19 protein-coding genes and 2 pseudogenes are annotated in these 22,870 nt (G+C 68.4%); 13 read left to right on the top strand and 8 right to left on the bottom strand.

Annotation, left to right across the window (positions count from 1 at the left end; translation table 11 throughout):
- The first annotated feature begins 55 nt into the window (after positions 1-55).
- From RYH79_RS17385 to RYH79_RS17365, 5 genes are read left to right on the top strand one after another with little or no spacing between them, the layout of a single operon-like run.
- A complete protein-coding gene (locus tag RYH79_RS17385) occupies positions 56-1,693 on the top strand; it encodes an ABC transporter substrate-binding protein (RefSeq protein ID WP_370901670.1) in 1,638 nt (545 codons plus the stop codon).
- Between the two features lie 3 nt (positions 1,694-1,696).
- Entirely contained in the window at positions 1,697-2,653 is a 957-nt protein-coding gene (locus tag RYH79_RS17380) for an ABC transporter permease (RefSeq protein WP_370901669.1), read from the top strand.
- Entirely contained in the window at positions 2,650-3,735 is a 1,086-nt protein-coding gene (locus tag RYH79_RS17375; protein WP_370901668.1) for an ABC transporter permease, read from the top strand. Before RYH79_RS17380 ends, RYH79_RS17375 begins: the two co-directional genes overlap by 4 nt.
- A 1-nt stretch (position 3,736) precedes the next feature.
- The gene (locus tag RYH79_RS17370; RefSeq protein WP_370901667.1) at positions 3,737-4,810 is read left to right on the top strand and encodes an ABC transporter ATP-binding protein; all 1,074 of its coding nucleotides are present in this window, start codon (positions 3,737-3,739) and stop codon (positions 4,808-4,810) included.
- Positions 4,807-6,195 carry an ABC transporter ATP-binding protein gene (locus RYH79_RS17365; RefSeq protein WP_370901666.1) on the top strand — a complete coding sequence of 463 codons (1,389 nt, stop codon included), beginning with the start codon at positions 4,807-4,809 and terminating at the stop codon, positions 6,193-6,195. The genes RYH79_RS17370 and RYH79_RS17365 overlap by 4 nt, the downstream gene beginning before the upstream one ends.
- Before the next feature lie 16 nt (positions 6,196-6,211).
- Here RYH79_RS17365 and RYH79_RS17360 read toward each other — a convergent pair whose 3' ends face one another.
- A complete protein-coding gene (locus RYH79_RS17360; RefSeq protein WP_370901665.1) occupies positions 6,212-6,874 on the bottom strand; it encodes a DUF1028 domain-containing protein in 663 nt (220 codons plus the stop codon).
- Between the two features lie 8 nt (positions 6,875-6,882).
- Here RYH79_RS17360 and RYH79_RS17355 point away from each other — a divergent pair.
- From RYH79_RS17355 to RYH79_RS17345, 3 genes and pseudogenes are all read left to right on the top strand, one after another.
- Positions 6,883-7,089, top strand: a pseudogene (locus RYH79_RS17355) (nucleotide-binding protein); the annotation flags it as partial.
- A 536-nt stretch (positions 7,090-7,625) separates the two neighbouring features.
- The gene (locus RYH79_RS17350) at positions 7,626-7,856 is read left to right on the top strand and encodes a hypothetical protein (protein ID WP_370901664.1); all 231 of its coding nucleotides are present in this window, start codon (positions 7,626-7,628) and stop codon (positions 7,854-7,856) included.
- Positions 7,857-8,273: 417 nt separating this feature from the next.
- Positions 8,274-12,197, top strand: a complete 3,924-nt coding sequence (locus tag RYH79_RS17345) for a glycoside hydrolase family 97 N-terminal domain-containing protein (protein ID WP_370901663.1) — start codon at positions 8,274-8,276, stop codon at positions 12,195-12,197.
- 99 nt (positions 12,198-12,296) lie between these two features.
- On the opposite strand, the pseudogene RYH79_RS17340 reads toward RYH79_RS17345, so the two are convergent.
- From RYH79_RS17340 to RYH79_RS17330, 3 genes and pseudogenes are all read right to left on the bottom strand, one after another.
- Positions 12,297-12,566, bottom strand: a pseudogene (locus RYH79_RS17340) (DUF6691 family protein); the annotation flags it as partial.
- A 21-nt stretch (positions 12,567-12,587) separates the two neighbouring features.
- On the bottom strand, positions 12,588-13,694 hold the full coding sequence (locus tag RYH79_RS17335; RefSeq protein WP_370901662.1) for an aminopeptidase: 1,107 nt from the start codon (positions 13,692-13,694) through the stop codon (positions 12,588-12,590).
- 145 nt (positions 13,695-13,839) lie between these two features.
- Positions 13,840-14,016 carry a hypothetical protein gene (locus RYH79_RS17330; RefSeq protein ID WP_370901661.1) on the bottom strand — a complete coding sequence of 59 codons (177 nt, stop codon included), beginning with the start codon at positions 14,014-14,016 and terminating at the stop codon, positions 13,840-13,842.
- 135 nt (positions 14,017-14,151) lie between these two features.
- On the opposite strand from RYH79_RS17330, the gene RYH79_RS17325 reads away from it, so the two are divergent.
- The 5 genes from RYH79_RS17325 to RYH79_RS17305 all read left to right on the top strand — a co-directional run bounded on the left by RYH79_RS17325 (position 14,152) and on the right by RYH79_RS17305 (position 19,873).
- On the top strand, positions 14,152-15,429 hold the full coding sequence (locus RYH79_RS17325; RefSeq protein WP_370901660.1) for a DUF8127 domain-containing protein: 1,278 nt from the start codon (positions 14,152-14,154) through the stop codon (positions 15,427-15,429).
- A gap of 124 nt (positions 15,430-15,553) precedes the next feature.
- Entirely contained in the window at positions 15,554-16,078 is a 525-nt protein-coding gene (locus tag RYH79_RS17320; RefSeq protein ID WP_370901659.1) for a DUF7342 family protein, read from the top strand.
- Positions 16,079-16,146: 68 nt separating this feature from the next.
- Positions 16,147-18,240, top strand: coding sequence for a NosD domain-containing protein (locus RYH79_RS17315; RefSeq protein ID WP_370901658.1), 2,094 nt, complete (start codon positions 16,147-16,149; stop codon positions 18,238-18,240).
- Positions 18,237-19,022: an ABC transporter ATP-binding protein gene (locus RYH79_RS17310; RefSeq protein WP_370901657.1), complete on the top strand. Its 786-nt coding sequence runs from the start codon at positions 18,237-18,239 to the stop codon at positions 19,020-19,022. Before RYH79_RS17315 ends, RYH79_RS17310 begins: the two co-directional genes overlap by 4 nt.
- Entirely contained in the window at positions 19,019-19,873 is an 855-nt protein-coding gene (locus RYH79_RS17305; RefSeq protein ID WP_370901656.1) for an ABC transporter permease subunit, read from the top strand. Before RYH79_RS17310 ends, RYH79_RS17305 begins: the two co-directional genes overlap by 4 nt.
- 40 nt (positions 19,874-19,913) lie before the next feature.
- Here the strand turns inward: RYH79_RS17305 and RYH79_RS17300 are convergent, their stop codons facing one another.
- From RYH79_RS17300 to RYH79_RS17285, 4 genes are all read right to left on the bottom strand, one after another.
- Positions 19,914-20,435 (bottom strand): nitrous oxide reductase accessory protein NosL, encoded by a 522-nt coding sequence (locus RYH79_RS17300; protein ID WP_370901655.1) that lies wholly within the window; start codon positions 20,433-20,435, stop codon positions 19,914-19,916.
- Positions 20,436-20,493: 58 nt separating this feature from the next.
- Positions 20,494-21,177, bottom strand: a complete 684-nt coding sequence (locus RYH79_RS17295; protein ID WP_370901654.1) for a hypothetical protein — start codon at positions 21,175-21,177, stop codon at positions 20,494-20,496.
- Positions 21,177-22,109: a hypothetical protein gene (locus tag RYH79_RS17290; protein ID WP_370901653.1), complete on the bottom strand. Its 933-nt coding sequence runs from the start codon at positions 22,107-22,109 to the stop codon at positions 21,177-21,179. Before RYH79_RS17290 ends, RYH79_RS17295 begins: the two co-directional genes overlap by 1 nt.
- 98 nt (positions 22,110-22,207) lie before the next feature.
- Entirely contained in the window at positions 22,208-22,564 is a 357-nt protein-coding gene (locus tag RYH79_RS17285) for an HVO_A0114 family putative DNA-binding protein (protein WP_370901652.1), read from the bottom strand.
- Between the last annotated feature and the right edge of the window lie 306 nt (positions 22,565-22,870).

The raw sequence follows: 22,870 nt of genomic DNA, 5'->3' as shown, positions 1-22,870 counted from the left end.
AGACGACATAACAGCGGACGACAACTTCGACAGTGAGGACCTGAGTGGACCCCGGGTGAGCAGACGGACCGCCGTCGGGCTCCTGGGAGCCGCCGGGATGGGCGGTCTGGCGGGCTGTGCCGGCGGCAGTGGCGGCAGTGGCTCTGGGGAGACCGGTACGTCGACCGACGACAGTGAAGCCGAGGGAGAGTCCACACCGAGCCCGGAGAGCAAGACCGGCGGTCGGCTCCAAGCGGCGTGGTTCACCGGCTCGATCGAGGAGCTCGACCCGCCGTACATCAGTGTCGGGCAGTACTTCCAGCTGGCGTCGAACGTGTTCAACGGGCTGACGACGCTGGACGACGACCTGAGCATCGTCGGCGACCTCGCGGAAGACTGGACGGTCTCCGACGACGGGACGCAGTACACGTTCCAGCTCCGCGACGACGTCACGTTCCACAACGGGGCCGAGTTCTCGGCCGAGGACGTGGAGTACACGATCCGCCGGACGATCGAGGAGGAAGCGCCGGCAGCCCCGAAGCTGAGCACACTCCAGCCGCTCGACGAGGGGGGTGTCGAGGTGTTGGGCGACTACGAGGTCCGGCTGAACCTGACGGAGCCGAACGCGGTGTTGCTCGTGTACCTCACTCGCGGTCCGGGTCGCGCCGCGACCGTCGTGAGCCGGGACGCCATCGAGGAGATGGGCGCCGACCAGTACTCCGTCACGCCCGTCGGAACCGGTCCGTTCCAGGTGACCGAACACCAGGTCGGGTCGAGTATCACGCTGGACGCCCACGACGACTACTTCGAGACGGACGAGGAAGGCGTGCAGCTCCCGTACCTCGACGGGATCGACGTCCAGCCGATCAGCGAGCCGGCGTCGCTCGTGAACGCGCTGCGGGCCGGCGACGTCCAGTTCACCAACCTGGTGCCGCTCCAGAACCTCGATCAGGTCGATCAGGACGGCTCCACGTCCGCCAGCAGAGCGCCCGGGATCAACTGGCTGGGTGTCGCCATGAACCAGAACCGGGAGCCGTTCGGCTCCAAGCAGGTCAGACGCGGGATCGCCAAGAGCATCGACAGCGAGCGGTTCGTCGAGACCGCGTTCTTCGGCAACGCACTGGCCGATGTCGGCGTGATCTCGAAGGGTACCAATTGGGCCTGGCGGGAAGACAAGCCACAGGACCAGGCGTACGCCCCGGAGGAGGGCAAGCAGCTCATCCAGGACGGGGGCGCCGACGGCGCCAGCTTCGCCATCCTGGCCAACTCCGGGAACCTCCGGCAGGCGAAGGCGATCAGACAACAGCTCACCGAGGCGGGGTTCGACGTGGAGATCGACCAGGTCACGTCCTCGACGTACTGGGACCGGTACGCGGATCTCGACTACGACGTGACCGTCTCCGGGAGCGTCGTCGACCCGGACCCAGAGCAGGGGCTGTGGAACTTCTACCGGCTCCCGGACGATGGGGGCGTGTGGAACTGGGTGAACTACCAGAGCGAGGAGGTCCACGAGATGCTCGCAGAGCAGCGCCGGACGACCGACCGCGAGCAGCGGATGCAGCTCCTCCACGACCTCGAGGACAAGCTCATCGAGGACGTGCCGCACGCGTACCTCTCTCACGAGGACGACGTCGCGGGGATCCGCAGCGAGGTCGGCGGGTTCACCCACACTCCCGGGCTCCGGAACTTCCACAGCGTCTTCCTCCAGGAGTAGCGCATGTGGCGGTACCTGACGAAGCGTGTCGGGCACGCCCTCTTCGTGATGTGGCTAGTGGCGACGACGGTCTTCTTCGGGCTGCGTGCCGTCCCGAGTGGCCCCGTCCGCGCGATGCTCGGCCAAGAGGCGACCCCCGAGGCCGTCGAGGCGCTCACGACGGAGCTCGGCCTCGACCAGCCGCTCCCGGTCCAGTACGCCGACTGGATGACTGACCTGTTGGTCGGCGACTTCGGCACGAGCATCACCTCGGGCGAGCAGGTGGGTACCCTCGTCGCGCAGGCGTTCCCGAAGACGCTGTCGATCGCCGCCTTCGGCGTCGCGCTGGGGCTGCTCGTCGCGATCCCGGCGGGCGTCGTCGGCGCGACACGCCGCAACGAGCCGGCCGACTACGCGGCGACGGTCGCCGCGTTCCTGGGGGTCTCGATGCCGGCGTTCTTCGTCGGGATCCTCCTGGCGATCGTCTTCGGCGTCTGGCTCGGGTGGTTCCCGACGGTTGGGTACACCCCGCTGTCCGACGGGATCCTCCCGTGGCTCGAGAGTATCGTGCTGCCCGGCGTCGCCGTCGGGCTCCCGTACGCCGCCGGCGTCACCCGGATGATGCGGTCGTCGCTGATCGAGACGCTGAACGCACAGTACATGCGGACGGCTCGGGCGAAGGGTGTCGGGAGCTCCGTCCGGCTGTACAAGCACGCGCTGCAGAACGCGCTCATGCCGGTCGTCACCATCGCCGGGATCCAGCTCGCGCTGGTGCTGGGCGGGACCGTCACCGTCGAGATCGTCTTCGGTGTGAAGGGGGTCGGTCGGCTGTTGGTCAACTCGATCCTCGAGCGCGACTACCCGGTGACGCAGGTGGCCATCCTGCTCGTCTCCGGGATCTTCGTGTTCATGAACCTGATCGTCGACATCACCTACACCGCGATCGACCCGCGGGTGGGGTACGGAGGTGACGAATCGTGACGAGAGACGACCCGGCTGCAGACGCGACCGACGACGCCCCTCGGACGTCGGAGGCCGCCGGAGGGTCCGAGACGACGGTCGGAACCGACGGGGGTGAGACGGGCGACCACCCGGAGTACGCACGGCACCGCGGGGAGTTCGGCGCCGGCGAGGTCCCGCCGGAGTACGAGACGGAGACGGCAGTCACCGAGCACGACTCGGTCGGCGAGCGGATCGCCTCGGCCCTACTCGGCAACAAGCTCGCGCTCGCGGGGGCGGTCGTGGTCACCTCGCTCGTCCTCGTCTCCGTGTTCGCGCCGTTCGTCGCGCCGTACGGACCCGAGCAGACGTTCGGGTTCATGAAAGAGCCGATGAGCGAGTCGACCGGCGACTTCGACGACGACGGACAGGTGGAGACGGCGACCCACTACTTGGGCACGGACTCGTTCGGACACGACATGCTGACGCGGATCGTCTACGGCGCCCGGGTGTCGTTGCTCGTCGCTCTCGCCACCGTCGCACTCGCGTTCGTCGTCGGGACGACACTCGGGATGCTCGCCGGGTTCTACGGCGGGTGGGTCGACAGCGTCATCATGCGGTACGTCGACTTCCAGTGGGCCTTCCCGGAGATCATCCTCGGCGTCGGGATCATCGCCGTCCTGGGCGGGCTCGGGCTGGTGAACGTCGTTCTCGCCATCGGGATCGCGTTCATCGACGACTTCGCGCGGATCATCCGCGGCGAGGTGCTTTCGATCCGGGAGGAGGAGTACATCGTCGCCGCGCGTGCGGTCGGGATGAGCGACGCCCGGATCATGTTCAGGGAGATGCTCCCGAACGCCGTGGCACCGCTGATCGTCCAGGCGACGCTGATGATCCCGCTGGCCATCCTCGCCGAGGCGGGTCTCTCGTTCCTGGGCCTCGGTGTGAAGCCGACGACCCCGACCTGGGGGCTGCTCATCTCCGACGGTCGGCAGTTCATCTCGCAGGCCTGGTGGATCTCCGTGATGCCCGGGCTGGCGATCATGCTCACCGTCCTCGCGTTCAACACCGTCGGTGACGGACTGCGCGACGCGTTCGACATCTCCGAACGTGAGGTGAACTGACGTGGGGACCACGGACGCTGCCGACGACGGACGGACGAGCGACACCGTCCTCGACGTCGAGAACCTCCGGACCGAGTTCCCGACCGAGCGGGGGACCGTGACCGCCGTCGACGGAGTCGACCTCACGATCGAAGCGGGCGAGATCGTCGGACTCGTCGGGGAGTCCGGCTCCGGGAAGTCGGTGCTCGCCGAGAGCGTGGCCGGGATCGTCGAGGAACCGGGAGAGGTAGTCGACGGCGAGATCCGGTTCCGAGGCGAGTCACTGTCGGAGATGTCCGCAGGCCGCCGCCAACAGCTCCGCGGTGGCCGGCTCTCGATGGTGTTCCAGGACCCGATGAGCAGCCTGAACCCGACGCTCACCGTCGGGGAGCAGATCGCCGAGTCCGTCCGACTCCACCAGGATGTCGGCGAGTCGGTCTCGCTGCCGGCAGAGCTGAAGCGCAAGCTGGTCGGCGCCGCGAAGAACGGCGAGGCGTGGCGTCGTGCCGTCGAGATGCTGGAGGCCGTCGAGATCCCCGAGCCCGACGCGCGGGCGGTGGACTACCCACACGAGTTCTCCGGCGGGATGCGACAGCGCGCGATGATCGCCATGGCGCTGTCGTGCGAACCGGACCTGCTCGTCGCCGACGAGCCGACGACCGCGCTCGACGTGACCACGCAGGCGCAGATACTGGAGGAGCTAGAGGGGCTGAAGGACGTCTTCGACACGTCGATCCTGCTGATCACCCACGACCTCGCCGTCGTCGCGGAGACGTGCGACCGGGTGAACGTGATGTACGCCGGCGAGATCGTAGAGCGTGCCGAGACGCGCGAGCTGTTCGACAACCCACAGCACCCGTACACGCAGGGACTCATCGCCAGCACGCCACAGATCGACGACCCGGACCGGGAGCTCCGACCGATCGAAGGGAACGTGCCGGACCTGATCGACGTGCCGTACGCGTGCCACTTCGCGCCGCGGTGTCCGGAGGCGGAGCGCGACTGTTTCGAGGTCGACCCGTCGTTCCGGTCGGTGGGAGAGACGGACGACCACGAGGCGGCGTGTCTGCGCCGGGGGGAGAGTGATCTCCCGTGAGCTCCGACACGCCCGAACGCGACCGGCGGCCGACGGGAGACGACGCGGGCCGGGAGACGGTGTCCGAGACTGCCGACTCGTCGGACGCCAGCGGCGACCCCGTGCTGGCCGCGGAGAGCCTGCGGAAGCACTTCGACCAGTCGGACGGGATCGTCGACAGGCTCCTCGGGGCCGGCGGGACGGTCCGGGCCGTCGACGGCGTGGACCTGACGGTCTGGGAGGGGGAGACGCTCGCCGTCGTCGGCGAGTCCGGCTGCGGGAAGTCGACGCTCGGCAAGACGCTGTTGAACCTCGAGACGCCGACAGACGGGACGATCCGGTACCGTGGCGAGGACGTCACCGGACTCGACGACAGGTCGATGCGACCGTACCGACGGAAGCTCCAGATGGTGTTCCAGGACCCGCTCGCGTCGCTGAACCCTCGCCAGACCGTCGGCGAGATCGTCACGGCCCCGATGGCCGTCCACGACATCGGCGACTCCGCGGCCGACCGCCGACGGCGGGCGGAGGAACTCCTCGATCGCGTCGGACTCGAGCCGGAACACACGTCGCGGTACCCCGGACAGTTCTCCGGCGGCCAACAACAGCGCGTCGGGATCGCCCGCGCGCTGTCGGTCGACCCGGAGCTGATCGTCGCCGACGAGCCCGTCTCGGCGCTGGACGTCTCCGTCCAGGCGCAGATCCTCAACCTCCTCCAGGAGCTACAGGCGGACCTCGGACTGTCGATCCTGTTCGTCACCCACGACCTGTCGGTCGTCCGCCAGGTCGCCGACCGGGTCGCGGTGATGTACCTCGGCGAGATCGTCGAGACGGCACCCGTCGAGGAGCTGTTCTCGACGCCGCGTCACCCGTACACGAAGTCGCTGTTGTCGGCGGTCCCGCGGATCGACCCGTCTGCCCGGACCGACCGGGTCGTCCTCCGTGGGACCGTGCCGTCGCCCATCGACCCACCTGACGGCTGTCGGTTCCACACGCGGTGTCCGGAGGTGATCCCGGGCGACGACTGGCCGGGCGACCAGGCGTCGTTCCGGCGGGCGTTCACCTTCCGAGTCCGCATCGAGGAGGGAGAGCTGGAGCCCGACGCGGTCCGCGAGCGGCTGGCGGCCGACGGCGACGCGGCCGACGACTCGGCCGTCGGGGACCGGCTCGCGGAGACGGCCGTCCCGGGGAGCCTCGACGACCTGCCGCGGGCGGCGCGCTCGACGATCCGGGACGCCGCGGTGGCCGTCGCAGCCGGCGACCGACGCAAGGCGCTCGAACTGGCCCGCGGCCTCTGTCCCTCGCCGTGTGTCGACGACGCCCCGACGACGGTCGACTACGGTGAAGACGAGACGGCCGCCTGTCACCGCGTCGACCCCAGTCGTCCGGCCGACCCCTCGGACTGACTCGCCCGCGAGGCCGTCAGTCGAAGATCCGGTGTTTCGACGCCTCGCTGAACCCGTCGCTGGCCTCGACGGCGGCCGCCCTGACTCGTCGGAGTTCCGCGACCGGTGTCTCGTGCTCGTCGACGCGGAGGTCGTGGTACGGTGTCGTCTGTGGCGCCCAGATCAGGAGCGCCGCGGACGTGTGGCCACGTTCGTCGCCACCGGCTTCGACACCGGCCGCGAGCGCGTCCAACAGTCGCTCGCCGATCCGTCCCTCCGACTCCAGAAACGTCTCGCCGGCCGCGGTCAGTGTCGCCTCCCCGGTGAGGATGTTGCCGGCGACCGTCACACCGGCGTCTTCGTACAGGCGGTGGTCCGAGTACGGGTCCGTGTTCGCTCCGGTGAACCCGAACACGCCGTCGTCGTCGACGCCGTGGAGCTGTCTGTTCTCGGCGTGGTCGTCCCGCGCGAGCAGTCCCGAGAGGGCGTCCTCGACCGCGAGGTCGTCGAGGAGTGCGATCCCTCGTCGACCGAGTCTCACGTTGACGAACGCCTGCGTCGCGACGACGCCTCGGCTGCTCACGAACGGACAGAACGCACCGACGGCCGGGGCGTCCGTCGTCACCGCCACGGCGTACGCCGCCCCGTCACCGACGTCGTGTGCCGACGAGGGGACACGGGCACAGATGGAGAAGGTCACGTTCGGCGTTGGACCCGACTCGGAAAGTAACCCCGACCGAATATTTCCGGCCGCGAGGCTGCGGCCTCGTCGCCGGCACCGCCTCCCACGTCGGCAGGAGCACCGTCGCCGCCGGGCTGTGTCGCCACCTCGCGGACTGCGGACGCTCTGTCGCGCCGTTCGAGCCCCGGAACGTGAGCGACGACGCCCGCGCAGTCTCGATCGCGGCGGGAGCGACAGACGAACCGACCTCCGGCGACGAGAGAGTCGGCTCTCGGTCCCGGTCGTTGCCGTCTTCTGACACGACTGGCCCCGGCGCGACGGCACGAGGTGACGAACCGCCCCGCCGACCCCCCACCTCGCGCGAAACCCGCCGAGATCGACCGGCTCGAACGATTAATCAGATATCTTATGTTTCTTGAAACCCGTCAGACGCACGCAGTCTGTTCGGTCGGCGGTCTCGGCGCACGGGTCGCTGTAAACCACATAACGATATACCAAATCTGCAAACGGCCGCTCCGGCTCCGGGGAACTCGAACGTAGTCTGCGTCGGTGTTGCCGGTTGGGTACGACAGTCAGACGGCGCGTGACGAACCGAACGTCACGACGGCACTGTCACACCGCTCACCGAGACGTGAGAAGACAGAATCTCTGCGAGTTGTCGCTCGTCGCCTCGCTACCGCGGCCTGCCGACGACGGGCCAAACGCCAGGCTCCCGGTGGAGGAACGACACGGCCGTCGTGGCGGGCACCACTGGCGTCGTCAGCGGGCTGTGCCGCTCCCGGAGGATCACGCCGACGATCGCCGCACCGAGTACAGCACCGACGCGGACGCGAAGTACCAGAACCGCAGCCGACGGCTCTCCGACGTTGTCGACACGAGGAAGCGTCTCAGCGCCCGGTATCCGCTCTCGACCCGTCACCGCTTCGGGTACAGTCGCGTGATCCGGTTCGGTGCCGCCTCGTCGTCGCCCGGTAGGTCGAGGTTCGTCTTCCAGATGTAGTACGTCGCGTCACTGCCAGCGTCGGCGTCGTCGGTGACGGGTAGTCGGATCCGACGCGACGCGACTCTCCGTCGAGGCGATCGCTCCGTCCAGAGTCGGTTACGCGCCACCAATCGGTGGCAGGTCGACCCTCAGAGTAGCCGAGTCGCCGCGGTGGGCTCGGCGGCGGCGTTCGTTCGGCACGGCTCGAACCACCGGACGCCGACAGGGACCCGCTCGGCAGTGGTTTCAGGCCTCCGTTGCCCGACAGACCGGTGGTTCAGGCTACCACTGACCGGCGTAACCCGGCACAATACAATACCAGCGTGGATCTACTGTGCGGGGCGCAATGTTCGACTACGAGCAAACAGGAACCGACTGGTCGGTAGTGAATTCGACCGGTGCGGAAGCGCCGTCGTTCTCGGGGTCGTTCGTCAGATGAATCGGAGACAGTTGCTGCTGTTGTTCGGTGGCGCCGCCGGCGCTGGTGTCGTCGGGACGAGTGCGTTCAGCAACGTCGCGGCGAGCCGGGACGTCAGTGTCAGTGTCGCCGACGATGCCAGTGCGTTCGTCGGGCTGACCCCATCCGGTGGGCCGAACGGGGAGTTCGCCACCGCGACGGGCGCCGGCCAGCTCGAACTTGGATTCGGCGAGACGGACGCGGGTGGGCGAGGGCTCGGAGCGCGCTCCGTCTACACGTTCGACAACGTGTTCGAGATTCGGAACCGAGGGACACAGACGATCTACGTCTGGGGGTCGTTCGACTTCGACGACTCACCGTTCGATCGGGGGGACGTGTACTTCTACCCGGAGAGTGACGACGACGAGAGACTACGCGACGACGAGGAGTCGGCTCTCGCGCTGGATGTTGGTGAGCGGGAGTCGATCGGTGTATACGTCGACACCGACGCAGTCGAGACCGACCAGACACTCTCGGTCACGATCCACGCGGACACTGACGAACCGGAGTCGTCGAACGCGGTCGACCGAGAGGAGATCGAGACACAGACCGTCTCGTCACCAGACGGTTCTGTCGACGTGACGGTCGACGTCTCGTCGGGCGTGCCGGAGTACAGTGTCGACTACGAGGGGACGACGTACCTCGAACGGTCCCCGATCGGGTTCGACTTCGACGGGCAGCCGGCGTTCGGAACGGCAGTCAGTGGGACCGGTCCGACGGTCGTCGCCACCGGCAGCGAGCGCGGGACAGCGACCGAGACGTGGACGCCGGAGTGGGGCAGCTTCGAATCCGTCTCGGAGACGTACGGCTATCTCAGTCTGAGCGTCGAAGAGTCGACAGAGCCCGGGAGGTCGGCGGTGCTCGAACTCCGGGTGTTCGACGACGGGTTCGGCTTCCGGACGGTGCTCCGGGACGGGTTCGGGACGTTCACCCTCAACTCCGAGAACACGGAGTTCAACTTCGCGGGTGACTACACGAGTTGGTGGATCGAGAACGAGTGGGTGAACCCACGGTTCGAACAGGAGTACACGGAGTCACCGCTCACCGAGATTCCGGCCGGCGGTGGGACGACTCGCCCGAACGGCAACTCCGTTCGGCGGGGGGTACACACACCACTGACCGTGGAGACAGACGACGACACGTACCTCAGTGTCCACGAGTCGAACCTCGACGACTACGCCACGCTGTCGTTGGCTCCGCAGTCGAACGACGGGACTCGGAAGCTCGCAGCCGAACTCGCACCACTACCGGACGGGTCCTCGGTGAAGGCAGCGAGCCCGCACGTAACACCCTGGCGGACCGTGCAGTTCGGGGACACACCAGGGGACCTCGTGGAGTCACAGCTCGTTCCCCTGCTCGCCGACCCACTCGACGAGTCGGCGTTCCCGACGGACGCCGACAGTGTCGACACGTCGTGGCTGGAGAACGGTCGGAAGTACATCGGGATCTGGTGGACGATGATCGCCGGCAGCGCCAACTGGGAGTACCAGTCCGACGACGCTCTCGAGCGCGCGGGGCGAGACCCGGCACGGTACACCCACGGTGCCCGCACCGAGCGGATGAAACGGTACGTGGCTTTCGCCAGTGAACACGGGTTCGACAGTGTTCTCGCAGAGGGGTGGAACCAGGGGTGGAGCGACTACGGCGCCAACGCCGACGGGACGGCTCTCGAGATGGGGGTCGACGACTCGTATCCGGACTTCGACGTGAACGCCGTCACCGAGTTCGGAGCGAATCGCTCGAACCCAGTCGAGATGACGATGCACAACGAGACGTCCGGGAACCTCGGCAACTACGAGGACGAGATCGAGAACCGGGACCTCTTCGCGGAGTACGAGACCGCCGGAATCCGGTCGATCAAGAACGGCTACGTCAACGACCCCGGGTTGTACGGGAACTCGGACGATCGGGACGAACTGACCCACACACACCACTCGCAGCGTGCAGTGAACCACCACCGAGAGGTCATGCAGGCCGCCGCCGCGAACCAACAGATGTTGGAGATCCACGAGGGGATCAGACCGACCGGTGAGATTCGGACGTACCCGAACGTCGCCGCTCGAGAGGTCGTGAAGGCACAGGAGTACGACGGCTTCGGTGAGTTGGGGTCGAGCGTCGGACGAGACCACCACGTCACCCTCCCGTTCACCCGGATGCTCGCCGGGCCGACGAGCTTCCAGCCGGGGATCTTCGACATCACGTTCAACGAGCCCGACGAGGCGGGGCAGATCCAGACGACACGGGCCAAACAGTTGGCGATGTACCCGACCTACCTCGCCGGGCTCCAGATGGCCGCCGACCGGATCGAAGCGTACGTCGACAACACGTTCGAGCTCGGCGAGTTCGTCCAAGCGCAGTCTGGCGATCTCGACGGGATGATCACCGCCGATCAGTGGCGTAACGCCTACGGCGCACACTACGTCCCGTTCGACCCCAACCGCGAACCAGACGGAGCGACAGTGACGTTCACGGTGGAGAACGTTCCGAGCACCGGGACGTACGACCTCCACCTTCGATACGCGAGTGACGAAGAGGAGAATCGGAGTGTCGTCACCGACAACGGGAATCCGGAACTCTCGGTCGTCGTCGACGGCTCCAGGCAACAGCTCGCGCCGTCGTTCACGGACTACTGGGACGACTGGCAGATCCACACCGCGTCGATCGACCTCGAGGCTGGCACCAACACGGTCGCACTCGAACTCGGGGCGGAGGACGTCGGCGGGTTGAATCTCGACACCGTCGGTGTCACCGAGACGGGGGAACCGGCTCCGTTCCCCGCGGCGTACACCGACTTCGGGGACGAACACATCGAGAGGGAGAACTACGAGACGGTCCCGGAGTTCGAGTTCATCGAGAACGTCCCGACGAGTTGGGACGAGACGACCGTCGTGGACGCCGCCATCGGGGAGTACGTCGTCGTCGCCAGACGCAGCGGCGACGAGTGGTATCTCGGTGCGATGACAGACGGGAGTGCTCGTAATCTGACAGTGCCGTTGGAGGAGTTCCTGACGACTCGGGAAGACGGATGGTCGGTGACGGAGTACGCCGACGCCAACGGAACAGGCGTGGACGACAATCCGACAGCGGTCGACATCAGCAGCTACCGACTCTCCGCAGACGACTCTCTGGCCATCTCGATGGGTGCCAGTGGTGGCACCGCAGCGCGGATTCGGCCTGCCGACTCGTCTGACCTCCCCGACCGTATTGCCGACCTCCTCGATCCGAGAGGGGACGACGACGGTCCCGGTCAGTACGAGTACCCGGAAGCCGACGCGTTCTACGAGGACGCGTTCGACCTGCGCCGGTTCGTGATCGAGGATCTCGGTGAGAGCTACGAGTTCACGTTCGGGGTCGGACAGCTACGGAGGGTGTTCGGCGCCCCCGACTTCGCGCCACAGTTCTTCACCGTGTGGCTCCACGACCCGTCGCGCTCGGACGGAAAGACGACGGAGATCGAGGGCGAAGACGGGCTGGAGGTGAACGTGGAGTTCGACGACGAGTGGCACTACCGAATCGCTGCCAACGGGTTCGGCCGGCCGGACTCGGCCGAGGTCGTCGACGCCGAAGGTAGTTCTCTCGGTACTCCCGAGCTGAACGCCGATCTCGAGGCCAACACGGTCACACTCGTCGTCGACAAGGGGAGTCTGGGAGACCTCGATCTGAGCGAGGCCGGGGCAAGAGTCCTCCCGGTGGTCGGCTCCGAGAACTTCGGGGAGTACCGGGGTGTCGAGGCCGGCGACCCGACTGGGTTCACGTTCGGCGGGGCGAAATCGGGTGCGCAGGAGAACGCACCGCGTGTCATCGACCTGATCACGCCCGAGGGGGAAGGTCAGGCGGGTGCGCTCGCGTACGACGGCGACTCGAAGGCATCGTTACCGTTCGTCAGCCTGCAACAATCGTAGGCTGGCCCCCTCTCGGTCCCCGTGGTCTGTCTCACACGGGCCCCGAATCGAGACGGCCCGGACGACCGTGTACTGCGACCGTCCATCGACGAGCGGTCGTCAGTCGCTGGTCGTCGTGGGTGTGCCATCGCGTTCGCTCCCGCGTGATCGCCAGACAGCTTGGAGGTACGCACCGAAGAACATCTCGGCGAGTGCCCACAGAATCGTGACGTTCCCGAAACCCGAGCCCGCGTGTGCCGCGCCGGGACAGATCCCCGAGACACCCCACCCGGCACCGAAGACGACGCCGCCGACCGCGACGTTGCAGTCCGTCGATTTCGGTCGCCGACCGTAGGTGTCGCCGGTCACCGGAGTGGTCGACGGTAGCCGCCGGCGACCGTCACCGGCGACTCACGGCTCCGGCTGCTCGAACCCGTCCTCGAACCGGAAGGTACCGTCGCGCTGGACGACCTCGCCGTCCACTTCGATCCGGGAGTCCTCGCTCATGTCGACGATCATGTCGAGGTGGATCGACGACTCGTTGCGTTCGACCGGGCTGTCTTCGGGGACGTTGGCCTCGTAGGCGCGGCCGAGCGCTAGGTGGACGGTGTCGCCCATCTTCTCGTCGAACAGCATATTGTAGGTGAACTGGTCGATCTCGCGGTTCATCCCGATCCCGAGCTCGCCCAGACGACTGGCGCCGTCGTCGGCCGCCAGCGTCGCCGCGAGCGCGTCCTCGTTGTGTTCGGCCTCGAACGCCGTCACCTCCCCGTCTGTGAACGTCAGCTTCGCGCCCGTCACCTCCCGTCCGCGGGTGATCACCGGCTCGTCGAACAAGACCGTCCCCTCGACGGAGTCCGGGACGGGCGCGGTGAACACCTCGCCGCCGGGGAGGTTCTTTCGGGCGTCGTCGTTGGCTGTGACGGTGCCGTCGACGGACATCCGGACGTCCGTCTCGTCGCCGGAGACGATCCGCACCTCCTCGGCCGGGTCCAGCAGGTCGACCATCTGCGCCTGGAACGCGCTCTGTTCTTCCCAGTCCATCGTCACGGCGTCGTAGACGAACTCCTCGTAGGCCGGGGTCGACATCTCCGCCTTCTGGGCGGTGCCGGGGTGGGGGAACTGGGTGCCGACCCACCGCGTGTCGAGCACTGCCTCCTGAATCGGCTTCCGGAGCTTCCGCAACGCGACCTGTCGTTCGGGCGGCACGTCCGACGACTCGTGTTGGTTCGCCGAGCCGCGGATTACGATCACCACGTCGGCCGCCTCCATCAGCGCCGCCGTGTGGTCCGGCGTCTCCAACGCCTCCGGGTCGGCGGCCAGCGAGAACGCCCGCTGGGCGCGTTGGGGACGACTCACCACGACCGGGTTGGCGTTCCGCTCGCCCAGCTTCTCGTGGAGCGCCGTCACCAGTGGCTCCGTCCCTCGATTCCCTCGGATCACCACGTCGTCGTTCGGCTGGACGTCCGTGGAGTGGTCGACGATCACCTCTGCGTGGTCACGAACACGTTGGTCCACACTGTCTCCCACGGTCCGCCTCCTATCAAACCCGGCGACACGTCCGCGGTCGCGTCACCGGCGGCCCCGCCCGGAGTCCGACGTGGTCGTCGTGGAACCGCGAGCGGTGAGTCGTCGTGGAACCGCGAGCGGTGGACCGTCGGACTCACTGCGCAGCGCGAGCCAACACCTGTGGCACGACGACGGCCTCGACCACGGCGATTGCGAACGCGACGTTGCGAGCGAGCCCGTCGAGGAAGACGACCGCGACGGCGGCGACGACGAGCGCGTTCGTGATAGGGACCCCGTACCGGACAGCCGGGTTCTGAAACAGGCTCGACACGAGTGGGTCGACACTCTCGGAGGCTAAATCCACGTCCGCGTGTCTCAGTGAGCGAAACACGACGCCCGCGGTACACGTATCACCGCGAGACACCCGAGCCGTCGTTTTATCAATCCGACACCTCACTCGGTGGTCGTGTCCCTGCCACGCCCAACCGTGACGCTCGTCGTCGTCCTCCTCCTGGGGTTGCCGCTCGTTCTCGCGCCGTTCGCCGTGCCAGCGCCGGATCTCGACCGGACGTACGAGGCGGTCGCGGTCGAGCCGGAGACGGACGCGACCGTCGTCGCCCACCGCGTCGACGAGGTGGCGAACCTCACCGCCGACGCGGACACGCCCGCCGACCGCGACGTGCTGGACCGGGCCGTCGACGCTGGGCCGGTGACCGTGCGTGACCGGGAGTCGCCGTTGGCGAGGCTCGACGACCACGAGTACGCCGTCTACGACGGTCGGTACTACCGTGTCGTGACGCGTCCGGGCGAGAACGCATCGGTGCCAACGGCGGCGACGACCACGGCGACGACCGAGACGCAGACGACCACGGCGACGACCGAGACGCAGACGACCCGGTCCCCGACCGCTACCCCGATCCAGAACGCCTCGGGGTTCGAGCCGTTCACGCTGCGACTGCGGTCCGTCGCCGGCGAGACGGTGGTGTCGTCGCTGGCGGAGCGGTACGAGGAGGTCCGGCCGGCCGTCCGACGGATCGTCGACCAGGGAGAGGCGACGATCTCGCCGCCGGACGGCGACGGCCTGGGGCGGCTGCTCGTGCCACCGAACGTGCCGAGCGTGGTCGTCCGCGACGGGACGTACTACGCCGTCAGCGAGGTGAACCCGCTGGCGACGGTCGGCAGCTACGCGGGGTTCTACCTCCGCGCCGCGCTCCTGCCGGCGCTCCAACGGCTCGGCGTGACGTACGTCGGGGTCGCCGTCGGGACGTACGCCCTCGCGGCGGTCCGGAGGCGACGCGACCCGCTGACGGAACGGCGCGGGCTCGGGCTCCTCGGCGGGGTGTTCGCGCTCCAGGTCGCCACCGCAGCCCTCCAGTCGCCGGTGGCGTCCGCCGGTGCGCCGTTCGACGCGCTACCGGCCGGCGTCGGAGCGGCCGTGGTCACGCTGTTGGTCGGCGGGCTGGCGGCCGTCTCCACGCTCCCGGTCGCGGCGACGCTGCTCGTCGGGGTCGCGTGGCACCGACACGGTCTCGGCCGTCGGGTCGCGCTGGCGGTGGCGGCCGTTGTCGTCGCCTTGGTCGGTCACGCCGCGCTGTCGGCCGCCCTCGCCGACTCCGTCTTCCCGGCCGTGTTCGCGGTGTTCGTCGGCGGGATCGGCCTGCTGGCTGCCGTCCCGGTCGTCGGGCTGGGGTACGTCCACGCCGGTGACGTTGGGGGTACGCCCGGAAGCGACGCCGACGGCTGACGGTGGCCCTCGCCGTGGGCGGGCGAAACCCCACACCTATCGACTTCCCGACGGCACCGACTACTCTCCTCAGTAAAATAGGCAGGCACCAACTATATGATGCAGCCCCCTCTCTGTTCGAGTGATGACGGACGACGAGCCCGAGTCGCCGCCGAGTCTGGCCGCGGAGTGGTCCGAGACGGTCGCCAGTGAGTCGACACGCGACAGGGTGTACGCAGTCGCGCTGGAGCTGTACGAGCCAACGCGGGTGAGCGCGGTCGCCGACGAGGCAGACGTGGCGACGGAGACGGCCAGGGAGTACCTCCGGTGGTTCGTCGAGGTCGGCGTGTTGGAGCGGGTCGACGACACGCCGGCGACGTTCCGCCGGAACGACGACTACTTCGCCTGGCGTCGGGTTCAGGAACTCCGGCGGGAGTCGCCGGCGGAACTCCGCGAGCGGGCCGAGCGTCTGGCGGAGCGGGAACGGGCGTTCGCCGAGCGGTTCGACGCCGACGACCCCGCGGCCGTCGATGCGGTCGAACACGGAGGTTACGCCGACGTCGACGAGACGCTGACCGCGCTGGACCGCTGGCGAACTGTCCGTCGGCGCATCCGCGAACTCGAACGGGCGCGTCGGGAGCGCGACGACGGCCAGCCGGCGTCGGTCTGACCGATGGCCGACGAGGGGGCGTACACGAGAACCACACGCCACTTGACGCTCGACCGCCAACGGCCGCCGTGGACCCGACAGACAGCCGGCTCGTCGTCGTCGCGTTCGGGCTCGTCGCGCTCGCGGGGGTGATCGCTGCGGCGTCGCTCGTCGCGCCCGTCGGGGCGGCGACGCCGTCGCCGGTCACGGACGACACCGTAGTCGAGCGGGGGTACACCGCGGCCGCGACACGGGCGGCCGAAGAACGGGGGACGCGACTCCCGCGTGCGCAGGTGTTCTACTCACAGTACGAGTACGTCTTGGAGTACACCGGCGTCTCGCAGGCGCTGGCGGGGCTGGACGCCCCCGGGCGGGAGCGTCGGTTCGGCTACCCCCTGGCGATCTACGTCTCGGACTACGCCGACACGGGGGTGACGTGCCGTGACGGCGGGCTCCAGACGGAGACGGAGCCAGAGTGGCTGCCGGCCGGCGACGCGACGTACGTCGTCGACAGCGACGCGACGCTGCCGACCGGCGGGTCCCTCGTCGTGCCGTTCGACGACCGGGCGAGCGCTCGGGCGTTCGCGGACGACTGCGGCGGGGACGCAATCGACTGGACGACACTTCGGGAACGAGAGTACACCGTCGCCCGCGCGGCCGGCGTCGAGGCGGCCGTCCCGGAGCGACGCGGGCGTGCCGACCGGCGGGTCGCGGCCGTCCGCGACAGCCTCGACCGCCCGGTGTCGGTCGTGGTCGGCCGTGACGCGCCGACGCTGTCGGCGGCCGTCGACGCCGCGCCGCCGAACACGACGGTCCTCCTGCCGCCTGGGCGCTACCGCGGCGGGGTGAACGTGACGAAGCCGCTGACGATTCGGGCGCGGGGAGCCGGCGGCGACGGACCGGCGACGCCGACAGCGGGGTCGGTCGTCGGGGACGCGCCGTCGGCTGCGGTGACGGTCGACGGCGGCGGCAACGGCTCCGTGATTCGGGTGACGGCGTCGAACGTCACCGTCGCGGGGCTGCGACTCGTCGGCGTCGGCGAGGCGACGGTGCCGTCGCGCCAGGCGGTCGGCAGCGCGAACGGGTCGTGGGACGCGCGGGTCGTCACCGCCTACGGGTCGGGCGACGCCGGCGTCTGGGCGGACGATGCGCCGGGGCTGTACGTCCGGAACGTCACGATCGAGACGGGTGCCGGCGGGGTGTTGGCCCGCGAGAGCGACGCGGTCGTCGACGCCGTCCGCGTCCAGGGTGACGACGGCTGGCAGGAGGGGTTCATGGGTGTCGCGGCGCTGCGGTCGACGGTGGTCGTCCAGCAGAGCGTGTTCCGTGACGGCCGCGACGGGATCTACCTCCACCGCGCGGACGGGAGCGTCCTACGGGACAACCGATTCGTCCGCGGCCGGTTCGGCGTCCACCTGATGTACACCTCCGACGCGCTCGTCGCCGACAACGTCGCCCGCAGCCAGGATCTCGCTGGGGTCGTCGTGATGACCTCGCCGTCCGGCAACGCGATCGTCGGCAACGACGTGCGCCGGTCGCGGGCGGGTGTCCTCACCGCCGGCTCGCAGTCGTACGTCGCTCGGAACGTCGTCGTCGGCACGGACGACGGGCTGTCGACGGCCGCGACACAGTCGGTGTACGAGCACAACGTCCTCGTCGACAACGAGGCGGGGCTGAGCGCGAGCAGCGTCGTCCCCTCCAGCACGGTCGCCGCCAACGACTTCCTCGGCAACGAGCGCCACGCGGAGGTGAGCGCGAGCCTGCTCCGGGTGTTCGGACGCGACGGCCGGGGGAACTACTGGGCGGGCGCGACCGGGCGAGAGCTGCCCGACGGGACGCTCTCGCGGCCGTACGCGCCCACCGCCGCTCTGGACCGACTGCTCGCCCGGACGGACGCGGCGACGACGCTGCGCGCGAGCCCGGTCGTCGACGCCGTCCGCGGGCTCCGCGGGAGTGCCCCGGGGCTCCGGAGCGCCGGTGCCGTCGACCGGTCGCCGTTGGCCGAGCCGGCCAACCCCGAACTGTTGGCGGCCGCACGCGACGGCACCGCCGTCGGCGGCCCGGACTGGCTGCCGGCGAATCGCACCGCGAGCGCGCGAGCGACGAACGCGACGGACACGACGGGAGCGACGAACGCGACGGACACGACGAACACCACCACGACACACCGCGAGACACCATGACAGATCCACGACTCCACGCCGACGGCGTCACTCGGACGTTCGGCGACGTGCGGGCGATCTCCGACGTCGACCTCGCCGTGCCGGCGGGAGAGCTGACGGCGCTCGTCGGCCCGAACGGCTCCGGCAAGACGACGTTGTTGCGGCTGCTCGCGGGCCTCCTCGACCCGAGCGCCGGATCGGTCGGCTACGACGGTCCGGCGGCGACCCGGCGGGTGGGCTACCTCCCGCAGCGGCCGGCGTTCCGCCCGGGGTTCACCGCACGAGAGACGCTGGCGTTCTACGCCGGGCTCGTCGGCGACGACCCGGACCGGCTCCTGGATCGCGTCGGGCTGTCGGCCGTCGCCGACCGGCGAGTCGAGGCGCTGTCGGGCGGGACGACACGACTGTTGGGGGTCGCGCAGGCGCTTTCGGGCGCGCCGCCGGCTGTCGTCTTCGACGAGCCCGCCAGCGGGCTCGACCCGACGATGGCGACACGGGTGTTCGAGACTGCGGCGGCGTTGGCGGCCGACGGCCACGCCGTCGTCGTCTCCTCTCACGACCTCGCGCGGGTCCAACGCCGGGCCGACCGGGTCGCCGTCTTAGACCGCGGCGAGCTCGTCACCACCGCCCCGCCCGACCAGCTTCGAGACGAGTGGGGTGGTCCGCTCGTGGAGACGTTCGCCGACGCCGTCGGTGGCGACGGTGTGCTCCAGGCGCACGCGGACGCGGACCGCGAGGTGGCGGCGCAGCCGGATCGGTCCCCCTGCCCCGAAGCCGACACCCCGGCGGAGGTGGAGGAGTGACCGACGAGCCACGGTCGGGAGCGACGGCGCGTCTCCGAGCGGGACTGGCGGCGACGCGGGTCGTCCTCGGGCGGGAGCTCGTGGCGAGCGCGCGGAGTCGGACGTACGGGCTGCTCACGCTCGGGGTCCTGGCGGTCGTGACGGGTGTCACGGTCGTCGGCAGCGGCGTCGAGACGGGCTACGTCCCGGCGGTCGTCGACCTCCTCCGACCGACGGAGGTGTTGGTGCCGGCCGTCGCGTTCGCGGTCGGCTACCGTGCGGTCGTCGACGACAGACGCCGAGGGACGCTCGCGGTGTTGGAGACGTACCCCGTCCCCGGGCCGGCGTACGTCGCCGGCGTCTACCTCGGCCGACTGCTCGCGCTCTTGGTCGTCGTGACCGTCCCGTTGGGGCTCGTGGGCGTGGCCGTCGCGGTCACCGGCGGCCCCGCCTCGACCGTGTTCGCCAGCCACGGCGGCGTCGACTCGCCGGCGCTGTACGGCCGATTCCTGGCCGTCACCTGGCTGTTGGCCGCGGCGTCGCTGGCGGTCGCGGTCGCCGTCTCCGCGCTCGCGGGCTCGCGCCGCCGGGCGGTCGTCGCCGGGCTCCTCGGCCTCACTGTGGTCGTCGCCGGCGGCGAGCTCGGCCTCTTGGCGGCCGTCGCGGGCGAAGCCGTCGGCGAGGGGTCACTCGCAACCGCGCTCGCGGCGTCGCCGACGAGCGCCTACCGCGGACTCGTGTTCGAGACGGTGGTCGCGGTCGCCGTCGAGCGCTCACCCGGCGGGGTCGCCGCCGGCGCTGCCGTCGTGGGCCTACTTGCCTGGACCGCACTCGGGCTCGTGACCGCGACCGTCGCCGTCGCACGACGGTGACGGTCGCTCCGGCGAGCCGGAGTCGACAGGAACGTCTGCGTTAGAGGTTCGACACGAGCGTCCGTGTCACGTCGCCGGTGTCGATCACCTCGCCGCCGTGACTGTTCACGAACGCCTCGGCGTCGTCGGTCGCGGAGAAGGGGACGAGCGCCGGTCCCATCGCGCCTTCCACCTCGGCGTCGACGACGAGCGAGAGGTCGTTCGCGTCCGCGAACGCCGCGGGGTCGAGGTGGGCCGACACCACCGGTGGCGACCCGGACACCTCGTAGTCGACGGTGCTGTAGTCAGTGAGGTACGTCACTCGCGGGTCGGTCTCCGCCTGGCGGAAGCGGTGGCGGTAGGTACAGACGGCCGAACAGAACTCCGTCGGCTCGTCGTCGCCGCCGTACACCGTCTGGCCGGCCGGGCCGGGCTGGTCCGCGGCGACCATCCCACACTGGGCACACTGGGTGTCGCCCGCGGCCGCGACCGGCCCTGGTGCCGTCTCGCGGCCGAGACAGCCCGTGACCGCGACCCCAGCGACGACGCTGCCGTACAGGAACTCCCTGCGCGTTCTGTCCATACGTGGGCGTTCGGAGGCGGGGCTGAAGGTAACTTCGATTACGCCGTCCGACGGCTCGTCACCGACTGCGAGACTCGAACAACAGTTCGATCCGGTCGATCTCCGTGTGTGTCAGGATCTGCTCGCCGTAGGCGTCGTCGGCGAACTCCGTCGGATTGTTCGTCGCCAGTTCCGTGACCCCGTCGCACTCGACGCCGACATCGTGTGCGTCGAGGACGACTCGGAAGTCGTCTGTCCGATCCTCGGCCTTCAGCCCAGAGAGTTCGTCGTGGAGGTCGTACTCGTCTCCTGAGTAGTCCCGGAACCGAATCCAGTCGATCAGTCGCTCGTACAGCTCCTCTCGCCGTTCTTCCGCCAGCTTCTCCAGTCCACGGGCGAGTCCGCGAAGCTCTCGGTCCACGTCCGTGACCGACTCGCCTACCTTTCCCTCGTAGTAGTCTTCGAGATATCGCCAAGCGTCGTTCTCGTACCGATCGACTCCCGAACGGAGCTCCGAAACGTCTTCTTCAGACAGGGTGCCGCTGTAGTCGGTTCGTAGCTCACGACAGTGCGAGAGTACCCCGTTGCGCTGCCGTTCCAGAATCTCGTCGCGCTTCCGCTGGAACACGCGCTCTACGTGCTCGGTCGCGTACAGTTGTTTTCCCTCAGCGGAGACGTACCGTCGGCACTCTTTGGCGGCCGGATCGACCAGGAAACAGTAGCCCAGGATCACTCCCTTATCCAGGAAGGCGTCGACCGTCATCAGTCGAGATTCTCGATCTCCTCGTGGATCGTCGCGTTGTAGCTTTCGGCCACAGTCGAGAGCCCGACCTCGGGTTCGTGCGTCGACAGGGCACGGGATCGCACGGTTTCGACCTGGGCACGGAACTGCTCGATCTCGCGGCGCGCCTCGACTGCCCACTCGTGAAGCTGCTCCGTCGGAACGTTGTTCCTGACCTCGAACCGGAGGTACACCCGAGAGACGGCTTCGACCATCCGTTCGTGAAAGGCTTCGAGTTCTTCGGCTGGGGCACCGTTGTCTGCGAGCAGTCGAAAGGTGTCGTCCCAGAGGAGGTACTCGTCGGCAAGCAGTTCGTAGCGATCCTCGGGAAACGCCTCCAACATCCGGTCGAGCCCTTGGACGACGGCGTCGGGCGTGCTGTGGTCGAACCGTCCGAGCGACGCCTGTCGGGCTCCACGCTTCCGTCTCTCGTACAAGACTCCTCGTAGCATCGCGTACCGCTCGACGAACTCCGACGGAGCGTACGCTCTGTACTGGTACCGTTCTAACTCGCGCCAGTCTTTGTCACCGTGTCTCTCGACGATCTGCTGAACGACTGACCGAACTGTCCGGCGTAACTCCGGATCGAGGTGTGCAAAATCCGTCTCGGAGACTCGGTCGGCCGGGTAGTACGCCTGCCCGCTGTGGTAGTTCGCGTTCGGCGTGAACGCGATCTGCTCGCGGAAGGCGTCCTCGACCACCGTGAGCCCGTAGAAGTACCAGTGTGACTGGAGCCCGATGTCGAGTCCGTGGTCCGACCGGAGCTTGAGGTCCGCAATCGTCGTCAGCTTGTGGTAGCCCGTCCGCGACAGCTCACCGTGACCCTCCTCCCTGTGCACGGAGAGGACAGAGTAAGCAAGAAACTCCGGCCCCCCGAGACTGTCGGGGTCGACCGCTTCTCCTAGGTCACTCATCGATCATCGTTCCCTCTTGCGTTCGGATCATAAAGTGTCTGGCTATTAGCTCTGTGGGTGAGCCTCCGCTTGACGACTCTCTGTACCCGACGACGCGATCAGACCACCGGCTCGACGACGACGTGCTCGTGTTTGAGCCGCGGCGCTTTCGCCCGGCCCTGCTCGACGTACTCCACAACGTCGATACGGGCGAGTCGCTGGAGATCGCGGCTGACGACCGCCTTGTCGAGATCCAGTTCGTCTGCGAGCGCACGGACGGAGCGCGGCTCGGCTTCGGCGAGGTGGTCGACGATTGCGAGCCTGCGGTCGTGAAACAGATCCTCGGCGCGCTCACGCGAGACGACGAGTGTGTCCGTCAGGCCGTGCTCGGCGAGCGCCTGTGAGACCACGGCGCGACGTTCTAGTCGGGCGTCTGTGTCGGCGTCGTCCGGGTCGAAAGTGGTCGGATCTGGCACCGACTCTGTTGGGGATTCGAAGTTCGACATTCTGGCCACTCTCAACCGTTGTTAATGCTGCAACAGTTAAGAGTGTTCTGGTAGCATCGGTGGGCAAGATTATTGTCAATTAATATGGAAATCTCATTGTGGAAAAGTTTTAATTTCGTGTATCACCTATTGTACAGTGAAGCGCTGCTCCTAGGACACCGTCAGACAAGAGTAGTCCGAGTGGTGGTTTTCCTGACGCACGAGTCGTAGAGCGACCGAGACGCCATCTCTGCGCGTGCGACGAGCAACTCCAGAGTGATTTACAATGATTTCACA

The sequence above is a fragment of the Halobaculum sp. MBLA0143 genome (assembly GCF_041361465.1).
Classification (GTDB): domain Archaea; phylum Halobacteriota; class Halobacteria; order Halobacteriales; family Haloferacaceae; genus JAHENP01.
This window is presented reverse-complemented; position numbering and strand designations above follow the sequence as displayed.

Coding starts and splice junctions, on each gene's coding strand:
- RYH79_RS17380 (WP_370901669.1), top strand. CDS start 1,697: ATGTGGCGGTACCTGACGAAGCGTGTCGGGCACGCCCTCTTCGTGATG.
- RYH79_RS17345 (WP_370901663.1), top strand. CDS start 8,274: ATGAATCGGAGACAGTTGCTGCTGTTGTTCGGTGGCGCCGCCGGCGCT.
- RYH79_RS17320 (WP_370901659.1), top strand. CDS start 15,554: ATGACGGACGACGAGCCCGAGTCGCCGCCGAGTCTGGCCGCGGAGTGG.
- RYH79_RS17310 (WP_370901657.1), top strand. CDS start 18,237: ATGACAGATCCACGACTCCACGCCGACGGCGTCACTCGGACGTTCGGC.
- RYH79_RS17300 (WP_370901655.1), bottom strand. CDS start 20,435: ATGGACAGAACGCGCAGGGAGTTCCTGTACGGCAGCGTCGTCGCTGGG.
- RYH79_RS17295 (WP_370901654.1), bottom strand. CDS start 21,177: ATGACGGTCGACGCCTTCCTGGATAAGGGAGTGATCCTGGGCTACTGT.
- RYH79_RS17290 (WP_370901653.1), bottom strand. CDS start 22,109: ATGAGTGACCTAGGAGAAGCGGTCGACCCCGACAGTCTCGGGGGGCCG.